The following is a 13,058-nucleotide window of genomic DNA, read 5'->3' as shown; positions in this document are numbered from 1 at the left end:
CAGCGCCGCGTTATGATATACTAGCCCGCGATCACAGGAAGTATTCCAGCATTTTGTACGCGCACGTACATACCTACCCACTATATTTACCGGGGGAATTATGGATACCAGGCTAGATCTCACAACTGAAGACGATAATGCACATCAGGCATCGGGACCAGCAGCAGCATCGACCGCAACGCACCGCACCCCTGCGCTCGATCTCCTTTTCCTGCTCGGGCTGGCTATTGTAGCGTTTATACCGCGTCTGCTTCTGGCCCGTCAGCTGGATGTGGTCACCGACGAGGTTGTCTATATTTTAGGTGGCAAGGTCTATCTGCCACTGATTACGCACGCCAACATTACCTCAAGCCAATGGGTCACCTTTAACTATGAGCATCCTCCACTGGCCAAGGTATTGATGGGGATCTCGATGGCCTTCAACAACATTCTGGGGCATCCCGTGGGCGAGTTGCTAGCGGCACGCATACCCAGCGTCTTGCTGGGGACCTTACTGGTGGCAGCCGTTTACTGGCTGGGGCGCGCACCCTTCGGTCGCACCATCGCGCTGATCGCGGCGCTCAGCCTGGCCTTCAGTCCCTGGCTGGCTTATTTTAGCGCCCTCGCCTACCTGGACATGACCATGACAACGTTTGTGACTATCGCCTTCCTGACCCTGTGGCACGCCATCCGCCGCCCCTGGCTCTTTCCAGTCGTGGCCTTGCTAGTCGGGCTGGGTGCCGCCAGCAAATACACCGCCGTCCTGGTCATACCTGGTATTGTCATATTTACCGCCTATTACTATTTCTTGCTGCGTCCAATCATGCCAGCCGAACAGCGGCCCTCCATACCCTGGAAGTGGTGGGGAGCGGCCATCCTGGTCGCGCCACTCGCCTTCTTGCTGGTCGATCCGGCCATCTGGCTCAATCCCATTGGCCGCCTGGTCCACAGCTTCACCTTTGAGTGGAATCACTCCGCCAATGGGCATCCTACCTTTATCGCCGGTCAGTTCTACACCCATGTCCCCCACTGGTCTATCATCTTTATCATCTTCACCAAGATGAGCGCCTTTCTGACCATTCCAGCCGCCATTTTCGTAATCGTGGCCCTGGTGCAGCTGGTACGCTTCCACCTGCGCGCCATCCAGATGGAGACCGAGAAAGCGGCCAGTGATGCATACCTGGTCATCTGGCTACTGAGCGTGCTGGGCATGTTCAGCGTGCTCAATATCGTCGTTGGCACCCACTACCACCTGCCGCTCGCTCCATCGGTGGCCATCGCCGGTGTCAGTGGACTGACCATGATTATCGGAGCCATCGTGCGATTGGTGAGCAGGAAGCGGACAAACGAGGAGGAAAGCGCAACCGGTCGTGCAGCGATCGGCATACCGGCCGTCATTATACCGGTCGTCATCCTGGCGCTGCTAGCCATTGGCCCACATCTGATCGGACTGACCACGGTCTACGCGGCCGAGGGCTATACCAACGAGTTCTTCCAGAACAACGAAGATACTACCATGCAGGTGGCTTATCCGGCCTATCGCGAGGCTCTGCAGTGGCTGGAGACATCGGCGCCGGCGCAGGCAAAGGTAGGTCTGATCGGTAGCAGCCTGAACGGATACACCAGGGACACCAGCTGGTTCAGCTACAATACGGCCCTCGATCAACGCTTCCAACTGCAGCAGATCGATGTGACCGCCCCAGATTTTACGACAAAGGGGGATCAGACCTTCCATGGCTATCAATACCTGGTCTGGCCCAGACACCTGGTGCAGCGCGGCTATCCATTGCCGGCCAATACCAGTGTGATCCATACCATCATGGGAGGCAATACGACTTATTGCTATATCCTGAAAGTCAAGCCGTAGCATATGCAACAACAGCGCCCAACACGAGATATACTCTGGCTCTTCGCAGGCACGCAGCTCCTCCTGGTAGCCATTACCTATATCGGCTACATCTTGCTGACGGCCGCCAAGTATTCTGATACGCCAGTCAATGTGGCGGCCCTGTTCAGCACGTGGAACCACTGGGATGCGGCCAACTACGCGCACATCGCGCAGTATGGCTACCAGACAGTCGATAACCTGGCCTTCTTCCCTCTGCTGCCGGTATTGATCGCTGGCGGGGCGCGTCTGCTGGGCGGTGGAGACTGGAGCTATATCTTTGTGGGCATGCTGATCAGCAACCTGGCGCTGCTGGGTATGCTCTTCATCATCTACCGCCTGGCGCTTGAGCTGGTGGGACACGAGCTCTCGCTGCGCGCCCTGCTCTACCTGTGCATCTTTCCCACCGCATTCTTCTTCTTCGCCGCCTACAATGAGTCGCTGTACCTGCTCTTCGCGGCGGGAACCTTCCTGGCGCTCAGGCGGCAGAGGTGGTGGCTGGCCGGGCTGCTGGGCATGCTGGCCTCACTCACACGCTCGGTCGGCATCCTGCTGGTTGTGCCCTATCTCTATGAGCTCTGGGAGCAGCGGTCCTATATCCTGACGCGCCGCAGCACGGTGGTAGTGAGCCTGACGGCGCTCCTGTTGATCCCACTGGGAACGCTCATCTACGCCGGCTACAACTGGTACGCCTTTGGTAATCCGCTGGCCTTCGTCACGGTGCAGGCCAGCTGGTCGCGCCACACCACGTGGCCCTGGATGGGTCTCTTCCAGGCCTTCTGGGCGCTCTTCTTCTATCACCAGCAGGGATTCGGCTCCTCCAACCAGGCGCACCTGCTGCTGGATCTGAGCGCCACCCTGGGCTTTATCGCCCTGGTCATCTCCGGCTGGCGCAAGCTGCCAAAGAGTTATAGTTTGTGGATGGTTATATTCTTACTCTATATCCTGCTCAATCCAGCGCAGAAGCCGGATATACTGCTATCGAACCAGCGCTTTGTGCTGGAGATGTTTCCGGCCTTCTTTACGCTGGCGATCCTGAGCAAGCGCTGGCCGCGTCTGCACCACGCCCTGCTGCTACTCTTTCCCACCCTGCAGGCGGTGCTGGGGATCGCCTTTATCATGAACCGGTGGGTCGTTTGAACGGCGTCATTTTGATTGGGAAGATGACATCTTTGGTGGAACGTAAACGATCGGGTACGGGGCCGCTGAGCGGCAAAGTCGGGGCAAGCCCGACACCTACGGTAGGGAGAAGATAAGGTTAATTGACATGAAACGTGCTCCAACTCGCGATATTCTGTGGCTCTTCCTGGGAAGCCGCCTGCCGCTGATCCTGGTAACATATTTCAGCTATATTTTGCTGACGCAGGAGAAATACTCGGGGGCGCCGGTTGCCTTCAGCACGTTCTTGAACAACTGGAACCAGTGGGATGCCACGCGCTACATCCACATCGCGCAGTATGGCTACCAGCCTCCCTATGATCTGGCCTTCTTTCCGCTCTTCTCGCTGCTGATCGCCATTCCCGGCCATCTACTGGGAGACTGGAGCTATCTGCCGCTGGGCATGCTGATCAGCAACCTGGCGCTGCTGGGCGCGCTGTTCGTCCTCTACCAGCTGGCTACCGATGCCGGTGGGGAGCAGGTTGGGCGCCGCGCGATACTCTATCTGTGCATCTTCCCCACCGCCTTCTTCTTTTTCGCCGCCTACAATGAGTCCCTCTTCCTGCTGCTCAGCAGCGCGACGCTGCTGGCGCTGCGGCGACAGCGCTGGTGGCTGGCCGGCCTTTTCGGCCTGCTGGCGGCCTTGACACGTAGCGCCGGAGTCCTGCTGGCCACGCCATACCTCTACGAACTCTGGCTGGCGCGTGAGAGCGTTTTGAGCAGCAAGATCAGGCTGCTTGCCAGCGCGCTCCCGATCGTGCTGATTCCCCTGGGGCTGGCGCTCTATTGTCTCTATTGCTGGAAGGTAAGCGGGAATCCACTGATGTTCGCCGTGGTGCAGCCGCACTGGGGACGCCAGACGAGCTGGCCCTGGCAGGGCTTCATCCAGGTCATCTTCGAGCTGTTCGTGCACCAGCCCTTTGGCTCGTTCAACCAGGTGCACATCCTGCTTGACACCACGGCGACTGTGGCCTTTATCGTCCTGGCCATCCTGGGACGCAAGAAGCTGCGCCCAACTTATACGCTGTGGATCGCCCTGCTGCTGCTGAGCATCCTCATCTCGTCGAGCATCGGACAGCGAGATCCCTTTATCTCCAACCAGCGCTTCGTACTGGAGATGTTTCCGGCCTTTATCACGCTGGCCATGATCAGCACGAAGCGGCCGCGCCTGCACCAGGCCCTGGTCTGGATCTTCCCGGCACTGCTGGCTACCCTCACCTTACTCTTTGTAATGGGAAAATGGATGGTGTGAAGAGAACAAAAAAGAGGAGGGGACAGGGCCGCAGAGGCCCTGTCCCCTCCTCTTTTTTGTTCTCAGATAAATTACGATCCTGGTGTCGTTGCCATCGGTGGGCTCGCATCGAGGGTGGGCGTGGGCTGCTCGTCTACGAAGACGGGCTTCGGTGAGCGATTGACGGTGGCGATGTACAGCACAACCAGCACAAAGGCAGCCAGCAGGAAGTTGCGCGTCGTGGTGGCCGGGAAGAAGGGCCACAGATAGGGGACCTTCTCGATGTTATGCGTCATGATGTAGATGTAAGGGTAGATCCAGGTGGTCAACAGACAGATCAGGCCCCAGCAGATCACCCACCAGCGCCGGTCCTCACCAACATAGGCCACCAGGGGCACGACCCAGATCAGATACTGGGGGCTGAAGACCTTGCCGGTCACCATCACGACCAGTAGCGTAAGCAGGCTGGCGGTGGCCAGGTCGATCTTACTGCGCCACTGCAGCCAGAGGACATAGAGGATGCCCACGACTTCGGCCAGCGTCGCCAGCAGCGACATCACACGGGCACCCGAGGCCAGCATATTCAGCGAACCATAGGTGTAGACGTACTGAGCAGGCTTCGAGAAAACTATGCTGATGAGCCACAGCAGCGAGGCGGGCAGCGACTCCACCTGAATCGGGCGCGTCGAGAAATAGCTGAACGGCGAGATGGTCCCCTCGACGCTGAGCAGCAGCGAGACACCCATCACGACCACACAGGCCACCACAAAGAGGGCCAGCGGGACCAGGCGGCGCCACGATTTCCAGGACAGGGTCGATTCCTTCTGCTGCGCGATCAGGAACGCCGGAAGCAGAACAACGGGATAGAACTTATAAAGGACTGCCAGCGCCAGCAGGACAAACGCCCAGTTCCAGCGCTTCTTCATGGCGCCGATCACGGCGAAGAGGGTCAGCGCGGACGGAATAATGTCGTAGCGGCCCGCCATCGTGCCCCAGCCACCGACGACCAGCAAGAAAGCATAGACCAGGGCCGCGCGCCGCGAACGCCACTTGAGTAGGACCAGATAGACCAGGGCGGCCACCACCAACATCCAAAAGGCGAAGGCGATCTGGAAAAGATGCATCGGCACCAGCAGCGAAAGGGTAAATGGGATCAGGGTCAACATGGGATATTCATAGGGCAGCGCGTGGAATGGCTGGCTAGAAGACTGGTCATCCACAAACTGCACCAGGCCGGACGGCACGCCCAGGTCCGACATCTTCTTCACCAGTTCGGTGTGCGTAATCGGAATCAGCTGCTTGCTCGGTTTGAGCAGAAATTTACACTGGCCCGGTGGCAAATCCTTCAACGCGGACGTGCCATGCCAGAAAGCGCGCGTATAACATTGATATCGTGCTGCATCCGTATTGGTTGCAAAGATTTGCCAGGAAGCGCCATAATATAGCAAGCCTGCCATGACAAGGATCACAACAATATCTATGATCGAAATATTTTTTTTATCCAGGCTAGATGCGATCATCGTTCGGACCTTACTCTATAAATTTTGTGAGCATATCACCCATCAGTATAAAGATAGAAGCGTAACCCTGTCAATGAAACCTGACTGTTGTCTTTAATCGTCCATACCAGCGTCAATAGAGCTGGACGCATCCATTTTCGTATGTGCATAGTATTACTTGCAGGAGGGAATGACATGCGAAAACTGCCATTTTTAATTGGCGCTTATCTATTTGGGCGACCAGGGATGACGCTTGCCAGTTTTAATATTCTACAGTTCCTACAAAACTTCTTGCATGTGCTGGGCTATCCGGCGGTGGCGCTGGTGGTGATGGTCGAGAGCGCGGGGGTGCCGGTGCCAGGTGAGACGATGCTGCTGCTCGCCTCATTCTATGCCGCCGTCTATCATGATCTTTCACTGCCCATTGTGATCGCTTGCGCCGCCGCCGGGGCTATCATTGGAGATAATATCGGCTATGGGGTTGGGCGCACAGGGGGAAAAGCCTTTGTTCATCGCTATGGGCGCTATGTGTTTCTCAAACCAGAACGTCTCCAGCGATCAGAAGAGTTTTTTGCCAGGCACGGCAACAAAACCGTCTTCTTCGGCCGCTTCGTCGCCGTCTTGCGCGCCTTCGCGGCCTTCCTGGCCGGGGTCAACAGGATGCACTGGCCAACATTTCTCGTTTATAATGCCGCCGGTGGCATCATCTGGGCCACAGTCTATGGTCTGCTCGGCTATTACGCCGGTCGCGTCTTCCATGACAACTTTGGGCAGGTCGAGCACCTGGCCAGCAATATCAGCTTGATTCTGGGAGCAGTGATCGTGCTTGTCGCAATTATCGCGTTTCTCATCTACAAAAAGCGAAAAAACAACGCGCCACAATCTAGCCGATAGCAAACCAGGTGAGCACAGCCGGGGCAAACCCGGCTCCTACTTCAGAAAGTAGGCACAGACTACCTCGGCAACTTCACGTGGAGCCTTTTTATCGATCCCAAAGTGGTTGAGCCTGGGAAACCTTTGTGTTTCGGATTGTGGGATGACTGCCGAGAGGCGCTCCAGGGCGAGCTGGACCCATGAGGAATCACTTTTCCCACCATACATCAGCAAGACTCCTGCAGCTATCTCCCGGTAATTTTCATAACTGCTATCGAGCCGGGCTGTTTCCTGGTGCTCGCGTATACTCTCATGGAGCAAGCTCAACCTCTGTTTGAGCTCACGAGGGCTGAGGAAAAGTGGAAGCATCAGTTTCATGAGCCAGTGTGGTGTCTGGCGCACGCGCTCAGGGCCAGCGCTCAGTGAGAACTCGACAAAGGCGTCGAGTTCTCTTTTCTCGGCGAGCTTCTTCTGGTTACCAGGTATCCAATCCATTGGGATGGACCCATCAATAGACACCCCTGGTTCGTACACCGCTATTTTGGTAAACGAGGGATTGTGACGAGCCGCTTCCAGGGCCACGAAGCCACCAAAGCTATGGCCAACCAGAAATGATGCGCCGGTCTTTTGCTGTAAAGCGAACACGTCCTCACACTCTTTGCGAATACTGTAGTCCGCGCCCTGTGGGCCGCTCTCGCCTCGTCCGCGCCGTTCGATGATGTGGACAGTGAAATGCCCGGCCAGAGCGCGTGCGAACGCTACGTAGTCGGATGCGGTAGAGAGCACGCCGGGGATAACAATCACCGCCGGCCCACTTCCCATGGTGAGATAGCTAATCTTCGTGCCGTCCTGCGAGAATACGAAGTTGGCAGCGGCCGGGGCTGTCCTCATGTAACTGGTGATCATACTTACTCCTTCTTCATTTTCGTAATCAGAGCCTGATACAATCGTTCAGAGAGTTCGCGGTAATGCTGTGCATCAACATCTGCAAGTTCCATCAACTGATCAAAGTGAGAATCCAATAGCTGTCTCCCACTTGCTACGAGCTCGCTTCCCTTCGGCGTAATGGTCACGAGACGCTTGCGGCCATGCTCGGGGCTCTTTGCCGTCTGGATGCAATTGTCCCTGGCCAGTTCGACCAGCATCGTACTGACGGCGGGATCGCTATAGCCCAGGGCGACGGCCAGTTCATGTTGGGTAACCGTGCCACAATGTTGCAGGACAGTCAGAAAGAGAAAACGCCTGTACGAAATGCCCACGTGCGTCTGCAGCAATTGATCAGCCGCGCGGTCTATTTCGAACATGAGTTTACCCAATAAATAGGCAAGAGATGTATTCATTCCAATGTGAACCTCTTAATATTAACCGGTTAATATTAAGATTTTAACACAATTAAAGAAGATAAGCAACCCTGGCCGATGAGGACGAGGGGATAAGGAACCATTAAAGCAATTTAATACAATGAAACAGGTCGATATGGTACAATACCATGCATATGGAACATGTTTTTAAATCAAATTGAGGGTAGAGCATGCATATACTGGAAGAAGGTCAGAAGTTTGAGCGCTACCGCATCATACGCTTCGCAGGGAATGGAGCGGCCGGTAGCAGCTACGAAGCAGAGGATAGCCGCCAGCAGCGCACGGTACTCCTGAAAATGATTCACCCCTGGACGCTTCTTCCAGACGCGGCCCGGCGCCAGTTTTTTCGCGAGATGCAGGCCATGGGCAGCCTGGGGTATCCTCAACTGGCCCGGATTCTCAATTATGGGGAATGGCACGGGCAGCTCTTCGTCGCCCGCACCTACACCAGCTATGGATCGCTGATCAATGAGCAGGGCCGGAACTGGTTCCGTCCGCCGATGGATGTGCGACGCGCCGTTGGCCATGCGGCTCAGCTCTCTGGAGCGCTGACGCAGCTCCACACAATCGGGTATGCCCATGGATCGCTCACCCTTTCCAATATCCTTATCGCGCAGGACCCCTCCACGGCCAGCAGCAGTCCTTTTCTGATCGCCGATGCCGCGCTGGGGACCTTTGTACGCAAAATGGGGCGGCCACCAATGACCTTCTTCCCGATGACGGCTGCACCGGAACAGTTCACAGGCCGCACGACACTGGCCAGCGACCAATATGCCCTGGCTGTGCTCCTCTACCTATGGCTGGCCGGGCGCCCCCCATTTCTAGGTACGCCCGAGGAGATCAAGATGCATAAAAGCCAGGGGACAATCCCATCACTGCTCCCATTCAACACTGACATCACGTATGGGATGGAAAACACCATCCGGCGCGCCCTCAGCCCCAATCCGGGTCATCGCTTCGCCAGCGTCAGCGCGTTTGTGCAGACCCTGCAGAAAGCCCTGGATGCCGGTCTACCACTGGCCCGTCCTTTCCGGCAGAAGAGCGGCGCGCTGACCCGGGCCGAGCAAAAACCAATCCAACCCGATACCGAGCCGCTACGTCGCATTGAGCCTGATACGCCTCGGCCCGCTCATGAGCCACCACCAGCGCCCGAGCCGGTGCGCGACCCTGACTCTGAACCTTTACCACAGGAACCGATCAAAACATCACCGGAACCACTACCGGCGGGACCCCGGCCATTCGAACCCGATATCGCCCAGCCGGTGCCCGACGCCACGCCATTCGGACCACCCGAAATACAACCTGTCGAGCCGGCTCAGCCCTATCCCGAACCAGAGACCGCACCGGCCCCCAAGGCTCCTCCAAAAGAGGAGCCCAAAAAGGATATCATAGACACAGAGCCGCTGCTACCCCTGCCCGAGCCAGTCGCGGCCAGCGATCCCTACCTGATAATCACGCCGCCGCAGACTGTTGAGCCGATCATCTATCCACTCACCAGGGATGAAACCAGCCTGGGACACGCCGGCTCCAGCGATATCCTGCTGGACCAGGACGAGGAAACGTCAAGGCACCATGCCCTGATTCGCGTTAAAGATAGGCAATGCTGGATACATGATCGCAGCAGCGCCAGCGGGGTATTCGTCAACGGGCAAAAGCTGGTTCCCGAACAGGAGCAGCAGCTGCAAAACGGTGACGAGATTGGGATCGGCAAGTACGTACTTATTTTTTATGATATCCAGCCGGCCCCCCACCTGGTGCAGCAAAAAGAGGAGATGCTCTCGTAAGAGAGCCTGAGGAGCGCAGGCGCCCCCATATTTTTATATAGTAAAGCATGTAGCGTGCCTTCGCACACTACATGCTTTACTATATAAAAATGAAAAACAATTATTGCGTGACGACGTGACCAGGGCCGGCGGCGGCGCGGCAGATGTCGATGCTGGCCTGGCGGCCGGTGCGCTCGGGATAGTGCTGCTCGACGGCCTGGCGCAGGGCGTCAACGGCGTCGCTGCGTACCAGGTTGATGGTGCAGCCGCCGAAGCCGCCGCCCATCATGCGCGCGCCGAAAACTCCGGGAACGTCATGGGCGATGTCGACCAGGGCATCCAGTTCGGCGCAGCTCACCTCGTACTCATCGCGCAGGCCCGCGTGGCCGATCCACAGGATCTTACCCGCCTCTTCGATTTTGCCTGCCTCCAGCAGCTTCACGACCTGCAGGACACGCTCGTTCTCGGCGATCACATAGCCGGCACGCTTGCGCAAGACCTCGGGCAGTTGATCTTTGTAGCGCTCGAACTGCTCGGGCGAGATGTCGCGCAGATCTTTGATTCCACGCGCCTGCTCGTTGCCGGGGTCATCCTGCAGGATCAGGTCGCGCAGGCGCTCAGTCGCCTCCTCGCATTGCTGGCGACGCTCGTTATAGGCGGACGAAGCCAGTTCGCGGCGCACGCCCGTATCGATAACAACCACCGACACGTTGGGATCCTCAAACGGCAGGTAGCGATAGTCAAGCGAACGGCAATCGAGCAGCACCGCCTTGCGCGGCTGTCCCAGACACGAGGCGGCCTGGTCCAAGATGCCGCTTCTGAGGCCGGAGGCGATATGTTCGGCGCGCTGACAGAGGCCGGCGGTCTCCATGGGGGTCAGGGTAGCATCCTTTTCACCAATCGTGAAGGCGTGGTCCGAAAAGAGGGCATAGGCTTCGGCCGAGGCGATCTCCAGAGCCGCCGAGGAGCTCATGCCGCCGCCCAGCGGCACATCGCCACTGACCACCGCGTCAAAGCCCTTCAAGGTAACGTTGGCGCGCAGCAGTTCGGCACCCACGCCCAGCACATAGCGGGCCCAGCCCGGCAGGCCCTCCCGCTGCTGATCGAAATTCTCCGGCAGGCCATCCAGCGAAAATTCGGCATACTCCTTGAAGTGGGTCGACCAGAGGCGCACCGTCTGATCCTGGCGCGTACGGCCGGCGAAGGCCGACACCCGGTCGACCGCCATCGGCAGCACGAAGCCGCCATTATAATCCGTATGCTCGCCAATCAGGTTCACCCGCCCAGGAGCCCAGGCGGCACCCAGCGGGCCCGCGTAGGCGGTTTTATCATCAAACATCCGCGGGAATTGCTCAAGAGCCTCTTTTACCGGAGGTAACAACTTCGTTGAATCCATGATCCGTTACTACTTTCCTTTTACTTGATCGATCGCCGCGCGCAGCTCCTGAGCCTTCTGGACGGGGGCTGAATCGTTGGCCCATAGTCCCCACACCGATTCAGAGGAGGCGGCATATTTGAGCTTGCCGGGGGCGCGTCCAATAGCCAGGATCTCAACGTGGAAGTGGAAGCGCTCATCGGCCAGCTGATGCAGACCAAGCAGATACGGCATCGGAGCCATCGCGCCATCATTAAGAGCATTATAGCCACGGATAACCTGCAACATCAACTCGGCCAGGTCGCGCAGTTCCTCATCTTCCATCAGGCCGATATTGGCCACGTGGCGGCGCGGATAGAGGTGGGTCTCATAGGGATAGCGCACGTAGGGAGGCAGGAACGCCTGCCACGTGGTATTGGCGGTCACCTGTTGCTCCCCATCGCTCAGCTCCTCGCGTACGCGACAGAAGGGACAGCCACTGCCAGACTCGAAGTCCAGCACCACCGTCTCCAGCTCGCGCTCAAGGATGGACGGGATCACCGAGACACCGTATGCCTGGCCGTGAGGATGATTCTGCGTCTGACCGATGGCGGCCCCGCTATTCTCAAAAATCATGACGGTCGGGTAGCGGGACGAAAGGTCCCGGTACAAATCACGCCACAGTTTGGTGACCTCAAATACCTCATCAACCGTCAGCTCGGTAAATTTACGGTTATGATCACGGTTATAAATAACGACATATGCCTCGCCAACGGGTGGCTTCAAGGGTGGAAAATCATTCGGATGCAGCCAGACCTGCGTATCCGGACCAACAACACCGTTGGTAATGTCGGCACAGAAAGGGCACTCGTTAGTCCCCTCACGACGATTCATGCGATGGGCGGCATTTACAAGATACTGCCTCAGAATAGGATTCCAGACCAATGGAGTAGTATATTCCTGCATAAAGCAATCCCTACCTATTAATGATGATGAGGATGATGAGCGACCTCGCTACCCAGCAACACACACCGTCCCTGCTGAGCCAACGCAGCGAGCAATTCCCCTTTATCGGTGGGGTGCCCATAGGCGTCCGTGGTCAAAAGCCATTCATCCCAGGTGGCTTTATCTGTAAACAGGGCCCAGGCCACGGGAGCGACCTGCCCCTTTGTAATACGTATCAACTCCTGCGCATGGGAGAAACCAGGCTCCAGCTCCTGCAGAGCTGGCAAAGCAGGATCATCTAACGCGGCGAACGTACGAAGCGAGCATACAGCACCGTTGAGCACTTCACAGACACATCCCAGCCAGAGCGTTTCTTGCTCTTGCCCGGCGTCAACCTGCCAGACGCCCAGCATCAGAGAGCAGTGGGACGGTAACGTCTGGAGAAAAGCATCGATGGATGCCTTATTCCAGCCATGCCAGTCCTGTTGTTGTTGTTCTATTTTTAGTGCAAGATCCAGCAATGGACGCACGGCATGCCATAAGGAGGATGTAGCATCGACAACCACAAATTCTTCAGCAAACACGCTTTATGCTCCTCTATAAAAAACACAAATTGCATGCAAAAGAGAAGGTTCTACGATCAATCGGGAATGAATAACACCTGAGCGGGCCCCTCGATATAAAGAGCATCGATTTTCAATTAATCGATAAAAGGGGTCGCTGTTGTGAGATTCTCTTCTTTGCCTGCAATCAAAGTATACATTACCTGGCGGTCTCATGCATATATGGGGGGTCTACCTTTCAGGTAGAGGGTTTTCAGGGGCGATGCCCCTGGGCCCCGCACTGCCGCCCTTCGGGCGGCGGAGAAAAAGAGAAGCGCCGGGGGCACAGCCCCCGGAGTCCCCAGTCAAGGGGCTCGCCGCCCCTTGCATCCCCGCTCCAACATTTTCCTGGTGGTGAGCGGAAAAGGGAATCTAGATCGTTTATTCTAATAATAAGAGTAAGCAAGA

The 13,058-nt window shown here is 57.0% G+C and carries 11 protein-coding genes; 5 read left to right on the top strand and 6 right to left on the bottom strand.

Features of this window, described 5'->3' with window-relative positions; all coding sequences use genetic code 11:
* The first annotated feature begins 100 nt into the window (after nt 1-100).
* The 3 genes from AABA21_RS34275 to AABA21_RS34265 all read left to right on the top strand — a co-directional run bounded on the left by AABA21_RS34275 (nt 101) and on the right by AABA21_RS34265 (nt 4,274).
* Entirely contained in the window at nt 101-1,846 is a 1,746-nt protein-coding gene (locus tag AABA21_RS34275; RefSeq protein WP_338257199.1) for an ArnT family glycosyltransferase, read from the top strand.
* A gap of 3 nt (nt 1,847-1,849) precedes the next feature.
* Entirely contained in the window at nt 1,850-3,004 is a 1,155-nt protein-coding gene (locus AABA21_RS34270) for a mannosyltransferase family protein (RefSeq protein WP_338257198.1), read from the top strand.
* Between the two features lie 127 nt (nt 3,005-3,131).
* Nucleotides 3,132-4,274 (top strand): mannosyltransferase family protein, encoded by a 1,143-nt coding sequence (locus AABA21_RS34265; protein ID WP_338257196.1) that lies wholly within the window; start codon nt 3,132-3,134, stop codon nt 4,272-4,274.
* Nucleotides 4,275-4,345: 71 nt separating this feature from the next.
* Here the strand turns inward: AABA21_RS34265 and AABA21_RS34260 are convergent, their stop codons facing one another.
* A complete protein-coding gene (locus AABA21_RS34260; protein ID WP_338257195.1) occupies nt 4,346-5,773 on the bottom strand; it encodes a glycosyltransferase 87 family protein in 1,428 nt (475 codons plus the stop codon).
* Nucleotides 5,774-5,947: 174 nt separating this feature from the next.
* Between AABA21_RS34260 and AABA21_RS34255 the strand changes: the two genes are divergently transcribed.
* Nucleotides 5,948-6,646, top strand: a complete 699-nt coding sequence (locus AABA21_RS34255) for a DedA family protein (protein ID WP_338257194.1) — start codon at nt 5,948-5,950, stop codon at nt 6,644-6,646.
* Nucleotides 6,647-6,682: 36 nt separating this feature from the next.
* On the opposite strand, the gene AABA21_RS34250 is transcribed toward AABA21_RS34255, so the two are convergent.
* Together AABA21_RS34250 and AABA21_RS34245 are read right to left on the bottom strand one after the other, a co-directional pair.
* A complete protein-coding gene (locus AABA21_RS34250; RefSeq protein WP_338257192.1) occupies nt 6,683-7,531 on the bottom strand; it encodes an alpha/beta fold hydrolase in 849 nt (282 codons plus the stop codon).
* Nucleotides 7,532-7,533: 2 nt separating this feature from the next.
* Nucleotides 7,534-7,965 carry a MarR family winged helix-turn-helix transcriptional regulator gene (locus AABA21_RS34245; RefSeq protein ID WP_338257190.1) on the bottom strand — a complete coding sequence of 144 codons (432 nt, stop codon included), beginning with the start codon at nt 7,963-7,965 and terminating at the stop codon, nt 7,534-7,536.
* A gap of 191 nt (nt 7,966-8,156) precedes the next feature.
* Here AABA21_RS34245 and AABA21_RS34240 point away from each other — a divergent pair, with 191 nt between their 5' ends.
* A complete protein-coding gene (locus AABA21_RS34240) occupies nt 8,157-9,770 on the top strand; it encodes an FHA domain-containing protein (protein WP_338257188.1) in 1,614 nt (537 codons plus the stop codon).
* 100 nt (nt 9,771-9,870) lie between these two features.
* Here the strand turns inward: AABA21_RS34240 and galK are convergent, their stop codons facing one another.
* The 3 genes from galK to AABA21_RS34225 are packed head-to-tail and all read right to left on the bottom strand — an operon-like array spanning nt 9,871 to nt 12,632.
* Nucleotides 9,871-11,145 carry a galactokinase gene (gene galK / locus AABA21_RS34235; protein ID WP_338257186.1) on the bottom strand — a complete coding sequence of 425 codons (1,275 nt, stop codon included), beginning with the start codon at nt 11,143-11,145 and terminating at the stop codon, nt 9,871-9,873.
* A 9-nt stretch (nt 11,146-11,154) separates the two neighbouring features.
* Nucleotides 11,155-12,069 (bottom strand): galactose-1-phosphate uridylyltransferase, encoded by a 915-nt coding sequence (gene galT, locus AABA21_RS34230; protein ID WP_338257184.1) that lies wholly within the window; start codon nt 12,067-12,069, stop codon nt 11,155-11,157.
* 17 nt (nt 12,070-12,086) lie between these two features.
* A complete protein-coding gene (locus AABA21_RS34225) occupies nt 12,087-12,632 on the bottom strand; it encodes a hypothetical protein (RefSeq protein WP_338257183.1) in 546 nt (181 codons plus the stop codon).
* Nucleotides 12,633-13,058: the final 426 nt, after the last annotated feature.

The sequence above is a fragment of the Dictyobacter halimunensis genome (assembly GCF_036245075.1).
Note: the sequence above shows the minus strand (reverse complement) of the source record. Positions and strands in the feature narration are given on the sequence as shown.

Coding starts and splice junctions, on each gene's coding strand:
- AABA21_RS34275 (WP_338257199.1), top strand. CDS start 101: ATGGATACCAGGCTAGATCTCACAACTGAAGACGATAATGCACATCAG.
- AABA21_RS34270 (WP_338257198.1), top strand. CDS start 1,850: ATGCAACAACAGCGCCCAACACGAGATATACTCTGGCTCTTCGCAGGC.
- AABA21_RS34265 (WP_338257196.1), top strand. CDS start 3,132: ATGAAACGTGCTCCAACTCGCGATATTCTGTGGCTCTTCCTGGGAAGC.
- AABA21_RS34260 (WP_338257195.1), bottom strand. CDS start 5,773: ATGATCGCATCTAGCCTGGATAAAAAAAATATTTCGATCATAGATATT.
- AABA21_RS34255 (WP_338257194.1), top strand. CDS start 5,948: ATGCGAAAACTGCCATTTTTAATTGGCGCTTATCTATTTGGGCGACCA.
- AABA21_RS34250 (WP_338257192.1), bottom strand. CDS start 7,531: ATGATCACCAGTTACATGAGGACAGCCCCGGCCGCTGCCAACTTCGTA.
- AABA21_RS34245 (WP_338257190.1), bottom strand. CDS start 7,965: ATGAATACATCTCTTGCCTATTTATTGGGTAAACTCATGTTCGAAATA.
- AABA21_RS34240 (WP_338257188.1), top strand. CDS start 8,157: ATGCATATACTGGAAGAAGGTCAGAAGTTTGAGCGCTACCGCATCATA.
- galK (WP_338257186.1), bottom strand. CDS start 11,145: ATGGATTCAACGAAGTTGTTACCTCCGGTAAAAGAGGCTCTTGAGCAA.
- galT (WP_338257184.1), bottom strand. CDS start 12,069: ATGCAGGAATATACTACTCCATTGGTCTGGAATCCTATTCTGAGGCAG.